This window comes from Wolbachia endosymbiont of Anurida maritima, from assembly GCF_042182995.1.
GTDB lineage: Bacteria > Pseudomonadota > Alphaproteobacteria > Rickettsiales > Anaplasmataceae > Wolbachia.
In genome coordinates this window covers 987,498-1,008,882 of sequence record NZ_CP102058.1, presented here as the reverse complement: position 1 = coordinate 1,008,882, position 21,385 = coordinate 987,498, and the positions used below count along the sequence as shown (strand labels likewise).

Annotated in this window: 18 protein-coding genes, 1 other RNA gene and 1 pseudogene; 12 read left to right on the top strand and 8 right to left on the bottom strand. The window is 35.8% G+C overall.

The window, feature by feature from the left end; genetic code table 11:
* Window positions 1–207: 207 nt before the first annotated feature.
* Entirely contained in the window at window positions 208–906 is a 699-nt protein-coding gene (locus NOX90_RS05420) for an alpha/beta hydrolase (protein WP_375603822.1), read from the bottom strand.
* Window positions 907–1,052: 146 nt separating this feature from the next.
* Here NOX90_RS05420 and NOX90_RS05415 point away from each other — a divergent pair, with 146 nt between their 5' ends.
* The 7 genes and pseudogenes from NOX90_RS05415 to NOX90_RS05385 all read left to right on the top strand — a co-directional run bounded on the left by NOX90_RS05415 (window position 1,053) and on the right by NOX90_RS05385 (window position 11,912).
* On the top strand, window positions 1,053–2,189 hold the full coding sequence (locus NOX90_RS05415) for a cysteine desulfurase family protein (protein WP_375603821.1): 1,137 nt from the start codon (window positions 1,053–1,055) through the stop codon (window positions 2,187–2,189).
* 944 nt (window positions 2,190–3,133) lie between these two features.
* Window positions 3,134–4,600: a phage terminase large subunit gene (gene terL, locus NOX90_RS05410; RefSeq protein WP_375603820.1), complete on the top strand. Its 1,467-nt coding sequence runs from the start codon at window positions 3,134–3,136 to the stop codon at window positions 4,598–4,600.
* A gap of 401 nt (window positions 4,601–5,001) precedes the next feature.
* Window positions 5,002–7,452: a type I DNA topoisomerase gene (topA, locus tag NOX90_RS05405; RefSeq protein WP_375603819.1), complete on the top strand. Its 2,451-nt coding sequence runs from the start codon at window positions 5,002–5,004 to the stop codon at window positions 7,450–7,452.
* Window positions 7,453–7,638: 186 nt separating this feature from the next.
* Window positions 7,639–8,592, top strand: a pseudogene (locus NOX90_RS05400) (D-alanine--D-alanine ligase); the annotation flags it as partial.
* A gap of 3 nt (window positions 8,593–8,595) precedes the next feature.
* Window positions 8,596–9,372 carry a cell division protein FtsQ/DivIB gene (locus NOX90_RS05395; protein WP_375604616.1) on the top strand — a complete coding sequence of 259 codons (777 nt, stop codon included), beginning with the start codon at window positions 8,596–8,598 and terminating at the stop codon, window positions 9,370–9,372.
* 204 nt (window positions 9,373–9,576) lie between these two features.
* A complete protein-coding gene (locus NOX90_RS05390; RefSeq protein WP_375603818.1) occupies window positions 9,577–10,938 on the top strand; it encodes an NAD(P)H-dependent flavin oxidoreductase in 1,362 nt (453 codons plus the stop codon).
* Between the two features lie 80 nt (window positions 10,939–11,018).
* Window positions 11,019–11,912: a hypothetical protein gene (locus NOX90_RS05385; protein WP_375603817.1), complete on the top strand. Its 894-nt coding sequence runs from the start codon at window positions 11,019–11,021 to the stop codon at window positions 11,910–11,912.
* Window positions 11,913–12,189: 277 nt separating this feature from the next.
* On the opposite strand, the gene NOX90_RS05380 is transcribed toward NOX90_RS05385, so the two are convergent.
* The gene (locus NOX90_RS05380) at window positions 12,190–12,648 is read right to left on the bottom strand and encodes a transposase (RefSeq protein ID WP_375604575.1); all 459 of its coding nucleotides are present in this window, start codon (window positions 12,646–12,648) and stop codon (window positions 12,190–12,192) included.
* 64 nt (window positions 12,649–12,712) lie between these two features.
* Window positions 12,713–12,955: a transposase gene (locus tag NOX90_RS05375; RefSeq protein ID WP_375603621.1), complete on the bottom strand. Its 243-nt coding sequence runs from the start codon at window positions 12,953–12,955 to the stop codon at window positions 12,713–12,715.
* Between the two features lie 110 nt (window positions 12,956–13,065).
* Here NOX90_RS05375 and rnpB point away from each other — a divergent pair.
* An RNA gene (gene rnpB, locus NOX90_RS05370) (RNase P RNA component class A) lies at window positions 13,066–13,410 on the top strand.
* Between the two features lie 54 nt (window positions 13,411–13,464).
* Here rnpB and NOX90_RS05365 read toward each other — a convergent pair.
* Window positions 13,465–14,223 carry a response regulator transcription factor gene (locus NOX90_RS05365; protein WP_375603816.1) on the bottom strand — a complete coding sequence of 253 codons (759 nt, stop codon included), beginning with the start codon at window positions 14,221–14,223 and terminating at the stop codon, window positions 13,465–13,467.
* Window positions 14,224–14,555: 332 nt separating this feature from the next.
* On the opposite strand from NOX90_RS05365, the gene NOX90_RS05360 reads away from it, so the two are divergent.
* Genes NOX90_RS05360 through NOX90_RS05345 form a run of 4 tightly spaced genes read left to right on the top strand, consistent with a single transcriptional unit; the run spans window position 14,556 to window position 17,989 of the window.
* Window positions 14,556–15,539, top strand: coding sequence for an NAD(P)H-dependent glycerol-3-phosphate dehydrogenase (locus tag NOX90_RS05360; protein ID WP_375603815.1), 984 nt, complete (start codon window positions 14,556–14,558; stop codon window positions 15,537–15,539).
* 19 nt (window positions 15,540–15,558) lie between these two features.
* Entirely contained in the window at window positions 15,559–16,041 is a 483-nt protein-coding gene (locus tag NOX90_RS05355; protein WP_375603814.1) for a phosphatidylglycerophosphatase A, read from the top strand.
* Window positions 16,031–16,810 (top strand): GNAT family N-acetyltransferase, encoded by a 780-nt coding sequence (locus NOX90_RS05350; RefSeq protein WP_375603813.1) that lies wholly within the window; start codon window positions 16,031–16,033, stop codon window positions 16,808–16,810. Before NOX90_RS05355 ends, NOX90_RS05350 begins: the two co-directional genes overlap by 11 nt.
* Before the next feature lie 42 nt (window positions 16,811–16,852).
* Window positions 16,853–17,989, top strand: a complete 1,137-nt coding sequence (locus NOX90_RS05345) for a hypothetical protein (RefSeq protein ID WP_375603812.1) — start codon at window positions 16,853–16,855, stop codon at window positions 17,987–17,989.
* Window positions 17,990–17,992: 3 nt separating this feature from the next.
* Here the strand turns inward: NOX90_RS05345 and NOX90_RS05340 are convergent, their stop codons facing one another.
* From NOX90_RS05340 to ftsZ, 4 genes are all read right to left on the bottom strand, one after another.
* Window positions 17,993–18,781, bottom strand: a complete 789-nt coding sequence (locus NOX90_RS05340) for a succinate dehydrogenase iron-sulfur subunit (RefSeq protein ID WP_375603811.1) — start codon at window positions 18,779–18,781, stop codon at window positions 17,993–17,995.
* 86 nt (window positions 18,782–18,867) lie between these two features.
* Entirely contained in the window at window positions 18,868–19,320 is a 453-nt protein-coding gene (ybeY, locus tag NOX90_RS05335; RefSeq protein WP_375603810.1) for an rRNA maturation RNase YbeY, read from the bottom strand.
* 345 nt (window positions 19,321–19,665) lie between these two features.
* Entirely contained in the window at window positions 19,666–20,064 is a 399-nt protein-coding gene (locus NOX90_RS05325) for an EVE domain-containing protein (protein ID WP_375603809.1), read from the bottom strand.
* Window positions 20,064–21,260 carry a cell division protein FtsZ gene (ftsZ, locus tag NOX90_RS05320; protein ID WP_375603808.1) on the bottom strand — a complete coding sequence of 399 codons (1,197 nt, stop codon included), beginning with the start codon at window positions 21,258–21,260 and terminating at the stop codon, window positions 20,064–20,066. Before ftsZ ends, NOX90_RS05325 begins: the two co-directional genes overlap by 1 nt.
* Window positions 21,261–21,385: the final 125 nt, after the last annotated feature.

The window sequence follows — 21,385 nt, the reverse complement described above, 5'->3', positions numbered from 1 at the left end:
TACTTATCTAACCAATGATCATTAACAGAGTATAACTCGCATGAAATGCTTTCATTGCTTTTTATACACGGACTTTTTAACTTACGCTGTTTACTTAGGGAACACCCCGATAACATAAACACAGCTAAAACAAAAAATAATAGCTTTTTAAACATAACAAAACCTTTTCATTTATATTACTACACTCATTTCCCTTATTTGTAAAGATTAAGCATATTCTTTTACTCTTACCTCTTTTTTAGCTTTTTGAGAAGAAATAGCTGCACTGTTTAAGCGCAGTTTTATATAATTGTCCACGATTTGAGTCACTTCCTCTTCTTTATCCCTTAGAAAGTGATTAGTATCATCTATTATATGATATTTCATGTGATCACTTTTTACTGAATTTATCAACCTTTTTGCTAATTCTGTTACATCGCTTTCTTCTGAGATGGTATCATCACTGCTTTGTATTATAAGCCCAGAAGCTGGACAGGGAGAAAGAAAAGAAAAATCGTACTTAGTTACCGGAAGAGAAAGAGCAATAAAACCCACTATCTCAGGGCGGCGCATTGTTAGCTGCATAGCCACCCATGCTCCAAAAGAAAAGCCAGCGATCCAAATTGGAACGTTGCTAGGATTATGTTCCTGAAGCCAATCAATGGCTACCGCAGCGTCAGTCAATTCTCCTATACCCTTATCAAAAGTTCCGGTAGATTTTCCCACACCACGAAAGTTAATTTTCAATGCAGAAAAATTGTTATCGATAAAAGACGTATATACACTATGTACAATTTTACTATCCATATTACCACCATATTGAGGGTGATGATGTAAAATCAGCACAACCGGCGCGTTGACATCTTTGCTTTGGTGGTATTCACCTTCTATCTTTCTTGTTGCATTATTCAAAAAAACTTCTACCATAGTAACTCCTAATAAGAACCCGCTTGACAGGTATTTATGACGTGAATTATTAATTATGTATTAATTTCGCTGTTTTTGCAATAAATTTTTTATCGTGTTAAACATAGTTATGATTATAGTTAATGGTAAACTTATTTAAGTGACAGATGAGTCCATTCTCTTTAGAAAATAGTGGTTGCGTATATGCTGATTACAATGCAACTGCTCCAATTAGTGAAAATGTAAAAAAAAGTATATTTGAGGTTTTGTTAAAACAAACGCTCAATCCATCATCACTACATAAAAGAGGACAAGAAGCGAGGAAGATTCTTCAGGATGCAAGAGATAACGTACGTGGTGCTATTGGCGTCTCAAGTGATAAAGAAACAGTTTTTACGTCTGGTGCAACTGAAGCGAATAACCTTGTTATGAGAGGAATGAAAGGCTACCTGCATGTAATTTCAGCCATAGAGCATCCTTCAATTCTTAATTCTGCATGTAATCCATATATAATACCCGTTAATCAGGAGGGCATTGTTGACTTTTTAGAGCTAGAAAAAATTCTAAGTGAACTTAAAGGAAACAAAGCAATAGTTTCAGTGATGATGGCAAATAACGAAACCGGAGTTATTCAACCTATTGAGGAAATAGCTGAAATAGCCCACAAATTTGGAGCAATTTGCCACACTGACATTGCTCAAAGTGTTGGGAAAATTAAAGTTAATATGGAAGATTTAGGAGTGGATTTACTCACTTTATCTGCCCATAAATTTGGCGGTGTAGCAGGCAGTGGGGTTTTAATATTCAATAAAGAACTTGCGATAGAACCGATTATAATAGGTGGTGGACAAGAGAAGGGATTTCGTGGTGGTACGGAAAATATTGTTGCGATCGCAGGCCTTTCTGCCGCACTGCAAAATATTCCAGATCTTCTGTCAAAAATGGATGAAGTAAAGGAGCTACGTGATCAATTAGAGTGTGAATTATTAAATCTTGCCAGTGACATAAGAATCTTCGGTAAAAACTCTAAGAGGCTGCCAAACACAAGTTTTATTTATATGCCAGGAGTAAAGAGTGATGTGCAGCTCATGCATTTTGACTTGAATCATATTGCAGTTAGTAATGGCTCTGCATGTTCTTCTGGAAAAGTTGAGCCTTCTCATGTTTTGCTTGCAATGGGGGCAACAAAAGAGCAAGCAGAGTGTTCAATTAGAATCAGTATAGGTTCAGAAACTAAACCACAAGACATAAAAAAAATAGTGGATTGTTGGTATAATATCTACAAGAAGAACTCCTTGGTATAGATAATACGTGGTACCATGCAGGGAGCTATAAATTAGATGTAAAAAATTACTTTACAAACTCCGCCAGCGCCCTTATCATGAAACTGAAGCTATTTATTTATCTTCTCTGTACAGATTAAATGACAAAAAAACTCACGTATCTGGCGTCTTATTTTTAATTTTTTGCACTATGTGCACCTTATGTCTTTCACAATATTCTAGCTATATAAGCTGAAACGCGCTTATAAAGCATTTAAAACATAAAAAAACGCCAACTTAAAAAATGGATAGTGAATAACTAGCTACCCTAGGGTTTCTTTTGCCTTTTTTTCTGTTTAGTAAATTTCTTAAACATTTATGACTAAAGGTTAGTTGCATTAAAAAGCAGCTAAATCGCGGTTATTAAGCGTTTAGAATAAAAAAACGCCATACTTGAAAGTATAATGTAAGTAATTAGCCAACCACGGGGCTTCTTTTGCCTTTTTTTCATTTGGTAAATTTCTTAATATTTATGGCTAAAGATTGCACGAATGTTGCAATTACAAAAACGATTTCTACTAGGGTGTCATCCCAGTCTGGGATCCAGGTTGCTCACAAGCAAACTAACATAGAAAGTGGTTACAACGTTCTTGATTACGTTAAATTAAAAACTGGATCCCAGACTGGGATGACATCGTCCTTTCTTTTGGACTCCAGACTGGAATGACAGGAGAAGGAGGCTACTTTCATAACATCATAGGAGCACTGGGATGACACCATTCTTTTTCCTGGATTCCAGACTGGAATGACACCATAGGGGGCTACTTGGATGACGGGAGAAGGAGGCTACTTGGACGACACCCTGACAACCGTCATCCTGCTGCTTGTTAGCACCGCGGCGGTATGACGTCTCGCTTGCAACCTATAGCCTTCAGTGCTCCTTTTTTTGTCATCCCAGCGTCACGCGTTGGTTTCAACATTATATCATGAACTTTCTAAAATTCATTGAGTTATGCTTTCAAACGGTGGTGCCAGGGTGTGAGTATAAGAATTATCGGTACATAAAAGTCATAGCAGACAGACTTGAAGCGGCAAACGTTGGCAAAATGAGGCGAATAATATTCAATATGCCTCCGCGTTCAATGAAGTCCATGTGCATAAGCGTTGCGTGGCCCGCGTGGATACTGGGAAATCAGCCAACTGCAAGAATAATAGTTGCAAGTTACTCTCGGCTGCTCAGCGAAAAACACTCGCTTGATACAAGGTGCGTAATGCAATCTGGTTGGTATAGAAAGCTATTTCCAGAAGTAGAACTATCCAAAGATCAGAATACCAAATACAAATTTCAAACAGTGCAGAGAGGATACAGAATCGCAACGTCCGTTGGAGGAACACTAACCGGTGAAGGTGGTGATTTCATCATCGTGGATGATCCACTGAGTCCCGCCCAAGCTTTGAGTGAAACGTTTAGAAAGCGTGCTACAAACTGGTTTGACCAGACTTTAGTAACCAGGCTTAACGACAGAAAAAAAGGAGTCATTGTTCTTGTGATGCATAGGCTACATCAGGAAGATTTGACCGGGCACCTTCTCTCCAAACCGAAAAACATATGGAACCATACTTGTTTACCGATGATATCTGAAAATAAGGAGATTATCTATTCAATCAAAAAGCCAGCGCCTCCTTTTCTTGTTCCTGTCACCCGAGTAACTACAAATGAGTACAAAAGCTGGATTACAGCATCAAGTGCTAGAATGACACCACCCGTAATATTATACTCAAGAGAAGAAGGTCAGTTGCTATATCCCCTAGATGGAGGAAAAGAGGAAGTTGAGATGATAAAGGTTGAACTTGGGAGCTATGCTTTTGCTGCTCAATATCAACAGAACCCTCTGCCACTTTCAAGTGGTATAGTCAAACGAGAGTGGCTAAAGCGCTATAAAAATGTTCCTGATAATCTCTCGCATGTAACACAAAGTTGGGATACTGCGGTTTCAACAAGCGACATGAGCAACTTTAGTGTCTGCACCACCTGGGCAAAAATAGATAATAAATTCTATTTACTTGATGTATATCGCGCAAAGCTTGAGTATCCAAAGCTTAAAGAACAAGTTTTATCACTAGCTGCAAGATGGTCACCACACGCGATTTTGATCGAAGCCAAAACAAGTGGTCAGCAATTAGCACAAGAGCTGAAGGCAAACAGTCATTTGCCCATTATCGAAATAGTGCCACATGATGGTAAGCTCACTCGATTCCACCGGATTGCTCCGATGATAGAGTCTGGCAGGATTATTTTGCCGCATCAAGCAGTATGGCTAAATGATTTTGAGTATGAAATTTTAATGTTTCCAGAAACGCGCCACGACGACCAAGTGGATAGTACCGTGCAATATTTGCAGTGGATGAGAAAGACTAACACCAACGCCTTTAGAATCAGAGGCTTTGAGTGAAACCAGTCACGATTTGCTTTTACAACAAACGGTGTCATTCCAGTACTGGAATCCAGAACAATAATATACAACCAAGTCCACAAAATGAAAAGAGGAGCAAACTGCCTATTGTAGTTGCTTCTGTACTGGCAATAGCTGGAGTTGCTTTAGGAATAGCTATTGCAGTTTACTTAGAAATGTTGGCAGTGGGAATAGCAGTTGGAGCAATTTGTTGTCTTATTGCTGCTGCAATCGTATATTATTGTTNNTCAAAGTCACTTGAAAATAGCAACGTCCAAGGGTTTTCTGGAAACCATGAACAACCTACTTTGTAAAATTCACAAGACCTATTAAAATATTTTTTTACTTTTCATTGTATATTTCTCAACATATTATCTTTAAGTACTAAAATAATTAACAATATGGCATTATTAATAGTTGAATCACCTGCGAAAGCAAAGACGATAGGTAAATATTTGAGTAAAGAGTTCAAAGTAGCTGCATCCTTTGGACATGTGAGAGATCTTCCAGCAAAAAACGGCTCCGTTGATCCAGATAATGATTTTGCCATAAAGTATGAAATCATTGAAAAAGCAGAAAAGTATATAAAAGAGTTAGTAAAAGCAGCAAGCAAAGCATCAGATATATATCTTGCAACAGATCCAGACAGAGAAGGGGAAGCAATAGCTTGGCATGTGATAGAGGCACTAAAGGAAAGGAAAGCAATCAATGATGAAAGTAACATTCATAGAGTAGTCTTTAATGAGATAACAAAAAGAGCAGTGCAAGAGGCTATAAAGAATCCACGTGAAATAAATATGGACTTAGTGCGCGCACAACAAGCACGCAGAGCTTTGGATTACCTAGTTGGATTTAGCTTGTCACCGCTGCTGTGGACAAAATTGTCGGGAAGCAAATCTGCGGGGCGAGTTCAATCTGTTGCATTAAAGCTTATATGCGAACGAGAAGATGAAATCAGTAAGTTTATAACACAGGAGTATTGGAGCATAAAGGCAGAAATGCAAAATAGCAAAGATGAGGCTTTTTTTGCCATGCTAAGCCACTATGACAATAAAAAGCTAGAAAAATTTGATATTAAGAATGAAGAAGAAGCAAAGAACTTAGTCAGGGAGATTGAGTCAAGGCAGTATGCTGTAAGCACAGTAGAACGCAAGCAAGTTAAGAGAAACCCGCTACCTCCATTTATTACCTCAAGTCTTCAGCAAGATGCAGTGAATAAACTGTATTTTAATGTGAAAAATGTTATGCGAGTAGCGCAAAATTTATACGAAGGTATCGATATTGGTGGTGAAACTGTAGGGTTGATAACTTACATGCGTACAGATGGGTTTCATATTGCAGATGAGGCTATAAACTCAATTAGAGGGTCAATTAAGTCATTATATGGTGATAAATATTTACCGCAGTCTCCTCATAAATATGTAAAAAAGGTCAAAAATGCTCAAGAAGCACATGAAGCAATTCGTCCAACTGATATAAGTAGAACGCCGGGTAGTATTAAGGATTACTTAACGCCAGAGCAATTTAAATTGTATGATTTAATCTGGAAAAGGACCATTGCAAGTCAAATGGAGTCGGCGATTCTTGATCAAGTGGTAGTCGAAATTAGTTCTACTGACCAGAAAGTAATTCTGCGAGCAAGTGGGTCGAGTATATTCTTTGATGGTTTTTATAAAGTCTATCAAGATAACATGGAAGCCGAAAATGAAGGCCTGCTACCTGTCATGAAAGAAGGGGAAGCATGCAAGCTGATTTCAGTTGAGCCAAAACAACATTTCACTCAACCGCCACCTCGTTATAGTGAAGCAAGTATCGTTAAAAAAATGGAAGAAATCGGTATAGGTCGACCATCAACTTATGCAACAATTATTTCGGTATTACAAGATCGTGAGTACGTTTCATTGGATAGCAAAAGGTTTATTCCAAGCAGCCGCGGTAAAATCGTTACTATATTTTTAGAAACTTTTTTTCAGCGTTGTGTAGAGTATGATTTCACATCACAAATGGAAGAAAAGCTTGATTTAATTTCAAATGGACATGCAGATTGGAAAAAAGAATTAGGCCACTTTTGGGTGCCATTTTTTGGTCATGTAAACTCTGTCAAGCAAATGACGCATGATGAAGTTTTCAGCGGCATTCACGATTTGGTAATCGATTGGTTTTGTTCAGAAGAAGGAAGAAAAGAGGTGAATACAAAATGCCCTGCTTGCTCTGATGGCATATTGAAATTGAACTTTGGAAAAGCCGGGGTGTTCCTTGGATGTTCTAACTATCCTGAATGCAACCATACAAAAGAAATTACAGGTAGTAACGACAATTCAGAATATCCAAAAAGTTTAGGTATAGATGATATAACAGGACAAGAGGTAGTAATTAAAAAGGGTCCTTTTGGGCTTTACCTGCAGTTTAATAATGAGTCAGAAAAGAAAAAGGCGGTTTCTATACCAAAAGATATAAATGTTAATGATATTGATCTGAGCATCGCTACTCAGTTACTTTCCTTGCCGAAAGTAATCGGAGAGCACCCTGAAACCGGAAAGGAAGTAAAAATAGGCCTTGGACGATTTGGGTACTATATTTTTTATGATGGTAGATACTTTTCTCTTAAGAAAAGCTCCAAAGAGGTGCTGAATACAGAATTGAGCGAAGTTATACAAATTATTGCAAACAGCCCACGCAAAGAGCTAAAATCTCTTGGGGTTAATGAAAAGGGAAAAGAAGTTTTTATCTGCAACGGTAGGTACGGATTCTATATAAAATGCGGTAAAACAAACATTGCTTTGGGCAAGAGTGCAGATATTGAAAGCATAGATTTGAAGAAGGCATTAGAGTTGATTAAGGGTAAGAAATAGACTTCTTGAATAACCATATGCTCTTTATTGTCATTCCAGCGCGTGACCTTACCCAGATGGTATATTGCTTGGTTGGAAGCATAAGAAGATAATAGCTTCTCAGAGTGGATAGGATAGAGGATTTTTCAAAGCATTTTTTCTATTGAAGATAAGAGCATCTTTTATATGCTTATAGTAAAACATAGAATGCTTATGGTTCCAACTATAGCAATTTTGAGTGGTGGATTTTCTTGTGAAAGAGAAGTATCACTTATGAGCGGAAAAGCAGTAAAGAAGGCGCTTGATAGCCTTTCATATAATGCAATAGAAATAGATGTTGACAGCAACGTTGCTGAAAAGCTTAGAAAAATTAATCCTGAACTTGCTTTTATTGCTCTGCATGGACCTTATGGTGAAGATGGCTGCATTCAAGGTTTATTGGAAATCTTAGGTATAAAATATACACACTCAGGAGTTATGGCTTCTGCTGTTGCTATGAATAAAGTGATGTCAAAGCATATATTTCGATCCCTTAATATCGACACTCCAAAAGGTTATGTAATTAGCCGAGAAGATGTACTAAAAAATAATATTAAAATCGATTATCCGTACGTCTTAAAACCAATTAATGAAGGCTCTAGCATCGGAGTGCACATGATTTTCTCGCATGAGAAATTAAAAAACATGCTTCCAGCACGTGACCAGGCAGTGTCTGGCTACTTGGATGACAAGGAAGGAGCTACTTGGATGACAAGAGACTTGATGATCATAGAAGAATACGTTCCAGGTGTAGAATTACACACTGCTGTACTACTGAGTGAAGCAATTGGTACTATAGAAATAAGACCAAAAAATAAATTCTATGATTATGAAGCAAAGTATACAGATGGATTTGCAGCACATATATTTCCTGCTGAAATTCCTGACAACATATATAAAATGACCTTGGAACACGCACTGAAAGTTCATCAATTTTTAGGATGCAAAACTATTTCCCGCTCAGATTTTCGTTATAATCCCCAAAATAACACTTTAAAAATGCTTGAGATTAATACACATCCTGGCTTTACTAAGTTATCGTTAGTGCCAGAAATTGCAAAATTGGCAAAAGGAATCAATTTTAATGAATTAGTTAAAATTATTGTTGAAANNCAGCACAAGAGTATTAGAGATCAAGCAGATGTTGAACNNAATGTTACTAGAAGCCAAAGGCGTTTTTTGCGCAAGTGCGCTTTCGTTATTATAACTGCGCTTTTTTTTACATTAGTACTTTATAGTTCACTCGATAAAATAATAAGTCGATTTAATTGCTACTTTGCTTGGTGTAATGACTGCCTATCCAGTTTATTACTCAGTAGTGGATTTTCAATCGATGAAGTAGTCGTGAGCGGCAATAAATTTACAAACGAAAAGGACATTCTAAGTTTGGTAGATAGAACGCAACCTATCATGTATATATCACTCTCAAAACTTATAGATAGTATACAATCTGTAAGCAGATGGATAAAATACGTAAGAGTTCACAGAATTTTGCCCAATACTCTACACATTAATATAGATGAGCATAAACCGTTTGCTCTCTGGAAAGATAATAACAAAACTTCGGTAATTGATTTCGAAGGTAAAGTGATCGTAGATGACTATTTAATAGATGATCTTGTTGTAATTACAGGACAAAACTCGTTATCAAACCTAGAATTTGTTAAAGATGTGTTAGAGAGTAAAACTCAATTAAGTGACCACATTTCTTCCTTTGCTTATATAGGGAATAGAAGATGGAATATCATACTTGATAACGATTCCACAGTGAAACTGCCTGAAGATAACCCTTATAGTGCATGGGACTATTTAAACCACTTGCAAAATACAACTGATTTTACTTTCAGCAATTGGAGTATAATTGATATGCGTATTACTGATAAAATTTTTGTGAAGAGGTGACCTGCTGTCATCCAATTCTTGTTATGCAAACACGAACATTGTAATATGGTACAATGTTGCATAGTAGACAATGTCACGCAAGTAGCTGACACTGGAATGACAAGAAGAGAGCACTCTTAGCCAAACTACGATTTGTGGATAGTTTGCTAGCCGAGGAAGTTTTGAAAAATAAGATAAAAAAAGATAGTAATTTCAGGAAAGGAAGTGTGGCCAATCATTGAGGGCGGCAAAGGCATCGCAATCAGTGATGGAAGGTCAAGTGGAGCATTTGCTGCAGCAGATGCTGTGGGTACGTTTTCTGGTGCAAATGCTAAGCTTATTGATGATAATGGTGAGTTAGTGCCGCTGATTTACAAAGGCAAAAAAAGAAATGAAAAACACAGTGAATTGATTGAGTATAGTATTAAAGCTGGAATCAGTCAGGCAAAAATAGCGAATGAAATATCAAAAGGTCATGGAAGAATACATATGAATGTGCTTTGGGAGATGGGAGCAGCAGAACGCGTGCTTCATGGCATATTAGAAAAAGCAAAAGGCTTAGTTCATGGTATTACCTGCGGTGCTGGTATGCCTTATAGGCTTGGAGAGATTGCAGCTAAATATCAGGTTTATTATTACCCTATTGTCTCATCGGTGCGTGCTTTTAAAGCATTATGGAAGCGTACTTACCAAAGAATATCTTCCTATTTGCTTGGTGGAGTAGTGTATGAAGATCCATGGCTTGCTGGAGGGCACAATGGACTCAGTAACAGTGAAGACCCAGAGCTACCACAGGCTCCATTTGAAAGAGTTGCAGAGCTTAGATCTTTCATGAACGAGATCGGTCTTTCAGAAACACCAATTGTTATGGCAGGAGGAGTGTGGCATTTGAAAGATTGGGAACATTGGTTTGACAATCTGCAAATTGGACCAATAGCTTTTCAGTTTGGCACTCGTCCACTTTTGACGAAAGAAAGCCCAATTTCTGCAGAGTGGAAAAAGAAGCTACTCACTTTAGAAGAAGGTGATGTATTTTTAAATAAATTCAGTCCAACAGGGTTTTACTCATCTGCAGTAAAAAATAACTTCATACGTGAGTTACAGGAGAGAAACTTACGTCAAATAAAATTTTCAGAAAATGCCAGCGAAGAATTTAGTAGTGAATTTGCAATGGGTAGCAGAGGTAGGAAGATCTACCTTACTTCAAAAGACAAAGAGCTGGCAAATACATGGACTAAAGCAGGGTATACAGAAGCAATGAAAACTCCAGATACAACTGTTATTTTTGTGACACCAGATAAATTTAAACAAATAAGAGAAGATCAAATCAATTGTATGGGATGCTTAAGTCATTGTTTGTTTAGCAATTGGAAGGATCACGGCGACCATTCCACAGGACGAAAGCCAGATCCACGGAGTTTTTGTATACAAAAAACACTGCAAAACATTATACATGACGGCGATATTGAAAATGAACTCATGTTTTCCGGGCACAACGTGTACAAATTTAAGCAAGATCTGTTTTATGAGAATGGCTACGTACCGACAGTAAAAGAGCTGGTGGAAAGGATATTGATTGGGTATTAAGTTATGGTTGAGTTGACAAGTAGATGTTATCTTATTATAATAAGTATTTATTAATTTAATCTTAACTTAAGAGGGTATTTATGGTAGCAAGTGATAGTGTTTTAAAAAGGTATGCGTTAGCCTATATAAAAAAATCTGGTAGTAACAGTAATGTTAAAGAGTTTTTACAATTTTGTAATACGCAAAACACCACAAATTGGAGTGAGGAGAATTTTAAAAATGCGTATGAAAAATTTACACATCCAAATTCAAGCAATAGGCACGATACAGAAAGCAGAAATGATCAACATAACGCAGGGAATAACGGGCAACCTACAGGCCCTCAAGTTATATATGTGAATAGACAAAATGAAGGCTTAAGTTTTTTGGATTGTTTACTATTACAATGCTGGATTAATTCTTTATGCGGTGGACGTGGTCACACTACGGTTAATAATATAACGAATATTAACAATGGCAATACCTCTCATCAAAGCAGAAAAGAGAATAAAAAAGAATCAGAAGATAGTAGGAAGTTATTAGCTTTAGGTATAGCACTTGTTGTTGTGTGTGTTGCTTTCCATGTTGGTATGTGCTTTTGGTACAATAGCAGCAAAAAAGCGGCTAGAAAAGAAGAAAAAATAGATTACCTTGATAATAAACTTAAAACGTTCAGGAATATAGAATTTGCGGTTGGCACTATTTCTTTGGCAGCTTTGATAGCTTGCGCTGTCTACCCAGTCTTACCGGTGTGGGGTTTAGTTATCCTTGGTGTTAACTCTCTCGTATGTTTTGCCGGTGGTTTAGCTTTTCATATGAAGCACGAGAAAGAATCAGATAATATTGAAAAGGTTGAAGAAGCGGTAAAAGGCTATAACACATCTCCTCCTCCTTACTCTCCTCAAGATCCTAATGCGGATACTTATCCAACTGCTCCTCCTTATAGTAGATTTGATTATCCTAATACAACAGGGCAAAATTTTGGAATTGTGTAGGGCTAAGTACCGAACACAAGATATACCGCCGCCTGCGGCGGTATATGACATTGCCAGTACCCAAATACTTTGGTACGGACAATACAACTTAATATAGGCATAGAACCCCCTATATGGAAAAGATTCAGAAAAAATGTAGTGCACGTTAGGTAGAAATGTATGTGCACCTACACGCTACTTGCAAAAATACGCTACACTTTTTGCTGAATTTTGTTGTTTAACGGAAAACCTGCAGGCAGAGATAAGTTTCGAGCTCTCTAAGAGCATGTCTTCAAACTCAAGAATGAGCTAATTTGTGAAGCATAATAGTGATCATATTAAAAAAGATGTTATTTTTTGAAGTGAGAGGAGAATGCTCATAATCCTTACTCATACGTCTAAAATTGGAGAGCCAAGCAAAGGTTCTCTCAACAATCCAACGTTTAGGAATAACCTGAAATCCTGTATCAACTACTTTCTTGGTAATCGTCAACAAACATCCAGTTTCCAATAAACAGCGGTTTTGCAATTTACCTGTATATCCTTGATCAGCAAAAAACTTACGTAATGTTGGAGCTTTGCATTTGGCTTGAACAAAAAGATTTAGTGCACCATCACGATCTTGAATGCTTGCACTGTGTACTTCAGCAGCAATTACAAGACCTAGAGTATCTACAACGATGTGGCGTTTTCTACCCTTTACTTTCTTGCCAGCATCATATCCTCTGGATCCCCTTTTTGAGTGGTTTTTACTGATTGACTGTCAATTATTCCTACTGATGGAGTTTCATTCTTACCAATTATCTTTCTTAGTTTTTTAACTAGAAAATCATGAATTTCTTGCCATATTCCACTTTTTTTAAACGCGAATTACAACTATACACGGTTTTCCATGGTGGAAAATTCTTAGGTAGTTGTCTCCATTGACAGCCTGTTCTCATCACATACCTTATTGCATCGATAATCGTTCTGATACTGTGTTTTCTTGGTCTGCCGGTCTTTTTAGGTTCAAAATATTGCTCTATCATCTTCCATTCTTTGTCACTTATATCGCTTGGGTACATTTAAAATATATCTTATAACACACTTCTTAACTCCTTTCTACTTAGTTTGAAGACATGCTCTTAGGAAATTGTCTTTTGCTTTTGTGATTTTCATGTTAAAGTATGATTCCTGGGTGAAATGAGTAGCTGCTGTTGTGCCATAAGCATGGCAGAGGAAAGTCCGGGCTCCAAGGAAAAGTAGTGACGGGTAACACCCGCCGGAGGTAACTCCAGTTATAGGGCTGCAGAAAATTACCGCCTAATATTTTAGGTAAGGGTGAAAAGGTGTGGTAAGAGCGCACCATAGCAATGGCAACATTGGTAGTCAAGTAACCAGCACTAGGAGCAAGATTAAATAAGAGTAGAATTTATGTTTTCCTCATATCTACTCGGGTAAATCGCACGAAATAAATGGTAACATTTATTCCAGATAAATAGCTACATAAACAGAACTCGGCTTATATTTCACCTAGGTATTAAAATAATACATATAATATAAGCCATATTCGAAATTTGGACGTTCACACGCATTAACCTTTTACTTGTTCTGTTTGATAATCATTATTCTCATCAGAGCTAGAATATCCTTCATCCTCATCAACATACTCTTTCAGAACGTATCCTCTGCCCCAAACAGTTTCTATGTGACTTTTTCCATCATTAGCGCTTTCAAGCTTCTTACGTAATTTACACATAAAAACATCAACTATTTTGTTATCTGAAGGTTCGTCTAAGCCATTGTAAAGATGATTCAAGAACATTTCTTTTGTTAATACTGTTCCTTTACGCAGTGCTAGCAATTCTATCATAGAATACTCTTTATTAGTAAGGTGAACCGTTTTACCTTTCACCTCAACAACCCTGTGATCAAAATTGATATTTATATTACCAATCTTTATCACCGATTCAGGATGGCCTTTAGTACGACGCACTATGGCCTTAATTCGAGCTAATAACTCACTTTTATGAAATGGTTTGGTTAAGTAATCATCGGCACCATACCCGAGTCCTTTAGCTTTGTGATTAACAGCAGATATACATGAAAGTATTAGGACAGGAACTTTGATTTTTGCACTTCTTAATCTTAACAATATATCATATCCGTCAATATCACCAGGCAAGTGTATATCTAAAATAACTAGATCATAGTAATCTCCGTTTGAGGAAACCATATTATTGTTATAATCTTGTGCAGAAGTAACAACGTCACAAAAGTGCCCATCAGAAGTTAAGGCATTAACCACAGTCTTTGCACTTACTTGATCATCTTCAATTAGTAATATACGCATATTTTACACCCCATAAATAATTTATAATTTTAGTAATATATATAACTAAGGAAAGTAACAAATCAAACTTTTATTAACAAACGATCAAAATTACACTTATTAATTAATAGTAAATATATTGTTCCAAAATTATATAAATAGATCTAAAATATAATAGATACATCATATACCATAATAGTAATACTATTTTTAGTAAATATTAAATTAAAGTTATTATTATTAAAAGAATACTTAGGTTAATAAATATTTAACTATTTGATACGCCTATATTATATTTTTAACTTACTTATTCTACTCTTTTAAAGTATAAGTAATATTTTCAGGAATATTGTGTGGCAATATCAATTTTAGGTGCGGGTGCATGGGGTACAGCAATCGCAATTTCATTAGGTAGTAAGAAAGATGTGATTTTGTGGACTCGCAATAAAACTACATTTGAATCAATCAACGGGAAAAGAGAAAGTGACAAGCTACCCGGTTGTCGAATTTTTGATAATGTGTCAGTAAAATTGGCTATTGAAGACACAATTAATGCTTCAGTAACAATCCTCGCTGTTCCCACTCAGTCTCTGAGGGAGGTATGTCAGCAATTGCATAATTGTAATCTGAAAAAAGATGTAGCAATAATTTTAGCTTGTAAGGGAATAGAAAAGTCTACATTAAAATTACCTAGTGAAATAGTAAATGAAGTTTTACCTAACAATCCTATTGCTGTTTTTTCAGGTCCTAGCTTTGCTGTAGAAGTTGTAAGAAAATTACCCTATTCAATGGTTCTTGCATGTCAAAATAACATATTGGGTTCAAAGCTAATATCAGAACTACAGCAAGAAAATGTTAAATTACACCTTAGTAGCGATGTTATAGGGATACAGATTTGTGCAGCGTTAAAGAACGTTTTTGCTATAGCGTGTGGGATTGTTCTAGGTAGTAAACTTGGGTTTAATGCTCATGCAGCATTGATTACGAAAAGTGTGAGCGAAATTAAGGCTTTATACTCAGCAAAAGTTGGTAACGGTAATGTGGATATAAATACACTACTTGGGCCGGCATGTCTGGGTGACCTAATTATGACATGCACATCCTTGAATTCAAGAAACCTATCTTTTGGGTTTAAAATAGGTAATAGTGACAATGGCTTTAATGTTCAGCAGATTTTGTCAGAAGGCAAGTCAGTGATTGAAGGTTTTAGCACTGCTGAGTCCATATTTAATTTAGCAGGAAAGCTAAAGATAAAAATGCCTATATGTGAAGCGGTCTATAGATTATTGTATGAAAGTGCTTCTATAGAGGATACTATTTCTGTTCTTGTAAATTAGTTTTGTACTTTGGTGTATTGTGAAATTTTTATATAAATTGATATCAACATGGTGGCTGTCTGGCACAGTAAAAAAAATGCCAGGTACTGTAGGCAGCTTAGCTTCTTATCCAATTGTTCCTGTAATACTCAGTAACAGAATTTTAGGTGCAGCAATTATTTTTTTATTATTCTTGATTGGATTATGGTCTATAGGCAATTATATAAAACATTACAAGACTTCATGTGATCCAAAAGAGGTAGTAATTGACGAAGTAGTTGGTCAATTGCTGACAATACTTTTAGTTTCGATATTGTTAAGCCAAGAGATAAATTGCTCTTTATTGTTGTTGTGCTTTTTTTCTTTTAGGTTTTTTGATATAATAAAAACGTGGCCTATAAATTTGATCGATAAAAATACCAAAGGTCCTTTAGGTGTTATGCTAGATGACATTATAGCTGCAATTTTAGCCTGTGTTCTTATAGGAGCCTTTTATTGTTTATTGTTGATGTATGCAGGATAAAAAAATTTATTATTCAAGCTTAATTGTTCAAAATCTAAAGGATTATATACTGTACGCAGCAAATTTATCTGAGTGGGAAGTCCACGATGAATTTGATAACGTTACATTTACAATAAATGGTACCAAGGAGTCATTATTTAATTTTGTGTTCTGTGGAGATCAATGTACCGAGCTTTCTATACGAAAAACTCTAGATTATCTCAGAACAAGAGATATAGAAGCAACATGGGTAATAAATTCACATATGAAAATAAGAGATATTTTAGAAAAGTGTGAAGTAAAACACGTTAGCACACCAAAAAAAGCTTTACTTAATATGAAAAATTACTTTTTACCTGTTGATGTTATTTCAAATTTGAGGTTAAATGCTGTAAATGGTAGCGATCTTTTAGAACAGTTAGATCTACATACTTCTAAAATTTTTTATCATGGCGTTGGAATTGTCAGCACATTTTTTCGCGGATTATCAAATTATGATGATAAGAACTCAAGATTAAGATTTTTTCTTGTAACACTAAATAATGAAATTATTGGGACATGCGGTCTTTATGTTCAAGACAGCGTAGCTGGTTTTTATAGTGATGGAGTTTTACCAATTTACAGGAATCGTGGAATAGGTACCCAAATGGTTTTAGAAAGAATAAAGATAGCTAAACAGCTTGAATGCAAATATATAGTAGCACATTGTATGAAGCCTTCTGTGAACCTTTATAAGAGATTGGGCTTTCAAATGTTAGGCAATCTTTACTTATATACCTCTTCAGCATAATTCTGAGCGGTTACAAATTTTTACATTTGTTTTAAAAATGCTATGTTTTTTTTGTATGAAGTGGTTTTAATATTGATTCTAATATTATTCTTTCTCTCTTATTCTAAATTAAAAATTAGTAATAAGATTAAGAACTTACAGCATCAAAATGTTATCATAAATAATTTAATTGATACTGTGAATGATGGGTTTTATATTTGGGATGCAAAAAAACGTATAGAAAAGTTCTCTCCCAACTTACTAATTTTGCTTAATACTGTTTTTTACTCGTTTAATGAGTTTGTGGATNTTTTTGAGCAATCAGAAAGCTTAATTAAAAATTTTGTTAAAGCAAAGGAAATAAATAAATCTTTTACTCTAGATTTAAAGTCAAAGGACAGTGAGGTTTATTGCATATGTTACGGTAGAAGCATAATAGATGATTCTAACAATGTGATAGGTGTGCTATTATGGATAAGGAATGTCTCAGACTATAAGATAAAAGCTAACGGACTTGAGTTAGAAAATAGTAAGCTTACACAAGAAGTGGAGAGCTATAAAAACATTTTCAACTCTTTACCATTTCCAATACTAAAATATAACAAGAGTAGAAAGGTGGAATTTTATAACTTATTTTATGATAAATATGTAAATGGCTCTAAGAAATTTGCTATTACCAGTAGCGCTCATAACACAAAACCAGTAAGACATGTCATAACTTATAAGAATGAACCTAAGGTTTTCGATTTTGTTAAAATTCTAATACAAGATTCTGGTAGCATAGTAATGTATGGGAAAGATGTTAGTGATGCAGAGAAATTATATACTGAATTAAGCAGTTATTTAGCTACACAGAAAAATTTGCTTGAGAGGTTACCGGTTGCTATAGTAATATATAGTAAGAATCAAAAGCTAAAATTTTATAATAATGCTTTCATAAAAACTTTTCAATTTGACCCAAAATTTTTGGCATCTTACCCAACTTATCACGAAGTTATGCTTTATCTCCTCGAATCTAAAAAGCTTTTAGAAAAAGAGGATTTTCAAACTATTAGTAACCAAAGACATGAGTTATTCAAAAAATTATTTGAATCGTACGATGATACGATACACTTCACAAATGGAAAAGCGTTCAGGGTATTAACAATACCCTACGCTTCGGAAGGTTTGCTGTTCTCTTACGAAGAATACAAAAGATGATACTTAAGCTCCTTCTCTCTCTACCATGAGCTGTTTTACTTTCGCTATTGCACTTGCCGGATTAAGTCCTTTAGGACAAGTTTTTGTGCAATTCATTATTGTATGACAACGATACAACTTGAATGGGTCGTTTAAAACATCAAGTCTTTCATCTGTCTTATTATCACGGCTGTCAGCAATCCATCTGTAGGCTTGTAATAGTATTGCTGGTCCTAAAAATTTATCACTATTCCACCAGTAGCTTGGGCAACCAGTCGAACAGCAAGCACATAATATACAGTCGGACAAGCCATCCAATTTTTTTCTATCTTCAGGAGATTGAGAGTATTCTTTATTTGGTAGGGCAGGCTTATCTGCTTGTAACCAAGGTTTAATTGACTTATATTGCTCGTAAAATTGGCTCAAGTCCGAGACTAGGTCCTTTATCACATACATGTGAGGTAATGGATATATTTTTACGTCACCTTTTATATCATGTATAGATCTAGTACATGCAAGAGTATTGGTTCCGTCAATATTCATGGCACAAGATCCACATATGCCTTCTCTACAAGAACGTCTGAAAGTTAAAGTCGAATCTATTTCATCCTTTATTTTTATTAATGCATCAAGTACCATAGGGCCACAACTATCCATATCAATAAAAAATGTGTCTATTCTAGGGTTTTTCTCGTCATCAGCAGACCAACGGTAAATTTGAAATCTTCTGATGTTTTTTGCTACAGCAGGAATAGGATAAATTTTGCCCTTTTGATTAATCTTAGAATTCTTTGGCAAAGAAAACTGAACCATATCACTTACCTTTTATTGTTTATAGCTAAAACCCTTTGTAGATAACATATTTTATTATCATCTACTATATTTTTATTAAATTCCTTTTAAATCGCGCACATATTGTAGCCAAGCGAAGCTAAAATCTCTCTTTCTAGATTTTTCATTATAATTTCTTCATCTTTTTTNTGGTGATCATAACCAAGTAAATGCAGTAATCCATGCACTAACATGTGTGCAATGTGAGCAAGAATGGGTATACAATACTCATGCGATTCCCTTTCTATTGTGCCTATTGAAATTGCTATGTCTCCTAAATCACACTCATTAGATAATTGTTCACACGGAAATGATAGTACGTTAGTTGGCTTATCCACTTCTCTAAATTTTAAATTAAGTTGATGTAGCAAGTCATCATCAGCCAGAGCTATTGATATATTTGGTTTATAGTGGTCTATTTTTAATTCTTTTAGAGAAGTATTGATGACACCTAATACAAAATTTTTAGGATTTTCTATGATACTGTGCCATTTCTCATCAAGAATGTTTACTTCTAACATGAGTAACGCACCAGAAAGTACATCATCTCATAACTTGACATTGGAATCCAAAAAAGAAGAGTTATAGACCCTCGTGTCATGTACACAACTGTACGAATATTGTACACTAGAAGGATGTCATCCCAGTGCCCAGACACTGGGATCCAGGAATTTTGATTAGACATCAAGTTAGTGAATATAAAAGTAGCTAATCCTATATTAAAACACAACAGTTTTAATGTGGTTGCATTAACCAGTGTCAAGCACTGCTTTGTGTTTGATACAAAATCGGCTATAACGTTTAATGCACTGCCTTCGAGACAAATATTCATACAGCTGTGCGTTGCGTGCTGAGATGACAAGGTATTACACATCACTCATCCTTATTACTTCATTCCATTCAATTTCCGAAACTGGGGCAATTGATAAACGTGGTTGTTTTAATATAGCCATATTTTTCAAAAGTGGGTTTTGTTTTATATTATTTAACGTTACTTGGTTGTTTAAAGGTTTCAAAAACTTTACATTCACTAATCCGAACTTGGGGTCATCAACATGATAATACTCTTTAAATACTTCAACTATTCCAAGTATTGCTTTCTCTTTATCTGTATGATAGAAAAACGCAAGATCGCTTACTTTCATAATTTTCATGTAATTTTGAGCTTGATAATTGCGCACACCATCCCACTCAACTACCTGCTCCTTTTCCATTTTTTGCCATGAGTATTCACTTGGCTCTGACTTGAGTAGCCAAAGTTGCATTATTTTTTTCTTCTTAAGTAAGCTGGTATATCATAGATATTGCTGCCCCACTTAGCTCCTTCGCTTACCTGTTCAGCTGGTTTTGTTTCCAGTGTTTTGTCTTGCATACTTTCACTTTGACTATAGGGCCACTTAAACTTCTCTTTCTCTGAGTCTTCACTCTGACTTATAGGTGAAGTTTCTGATTTGTTATCGCGACTATCAATGCCAGTTGCAAGAACAGAAACTCTAACTCTTCCCTCCATCGCTTGATCAAAAGTAGCACCAAATATTATATTCGCATTTTCATCTACTTCTTCACGCACTCTATTGGCTGCAGCATCAACTTCAAACAGAGTCATATCTCCGCCACCAGTAATGTTAATTAATATTCCTTGTGCACCTTTCATTGATACATTATCAAGCAATGGATTAGATATTGCAGCCTCTGCAGCACTAATTGCTCTATCTTCTCCTTCTGCCTCTCCAGTGCCGATCATCGCTTTGCCCATCTCGCTCATTACTGTTTCTATATCAGCGAAGTCAAGATTAATGAGCCCTGGCATGACCATCAAGTCAGTTACTCCTCTGATGCCAATGTGCAGAACATTATCAGCAAGTTTAAACGCATCAGAAAATGTAGTTTTTTCATTTGCAATTCTAAATAGATTCTGATTTGGAATAACAATAAGTGTATCTACGTATTTTTGCAATTCTTCAAGTCCAAGCTCTGCAATACGCATCCTTCGCACACCCTCGAAGCCAAATGGCTTAGTCACAACTCCAACAGTCAATATCTTTTTTTCTTTTGGCGCTCTATCCTTAACTGCAGCTCTTGCTTCTCTGGCCGCTTTTGCAATTACCGGTGCTGCACCGGTTCCAGTACCGCCGCCCATTCCTGCTGTGATGAAAAGCATATGACTATCTTTTATATGCTCCATAATTTCATCGATTGATTCTTCTGCTGCACCTTTGCCAACATCAGGCAAGGCACCAGCACCAAGACCCTTGGTTAAGTTAATACCCAGTTGAATTTTTTTATCGCATAATGACTTCTCTAACGCTTGAGCATCGGTATTTGCTACAACAAAATTTACTCCTTGCAAATTGGATTGGATCATGTTATTCACAGCATTTCCACCAGCACCACCCACTCCCACAACGGTAATCCTTGGGTGTAATATAGGCAGCTCTGGCAAACTAAGGTCAATTGACATTTAAATTACTCAAATTTAGTGAATTCACTTCATAATAAGTTACTGCTTTTTTAACAATATGCAAATACTTTTCACTTCTATAGACATAAATAGTAAACGGGATTTACTTATTCTTAACATTTATA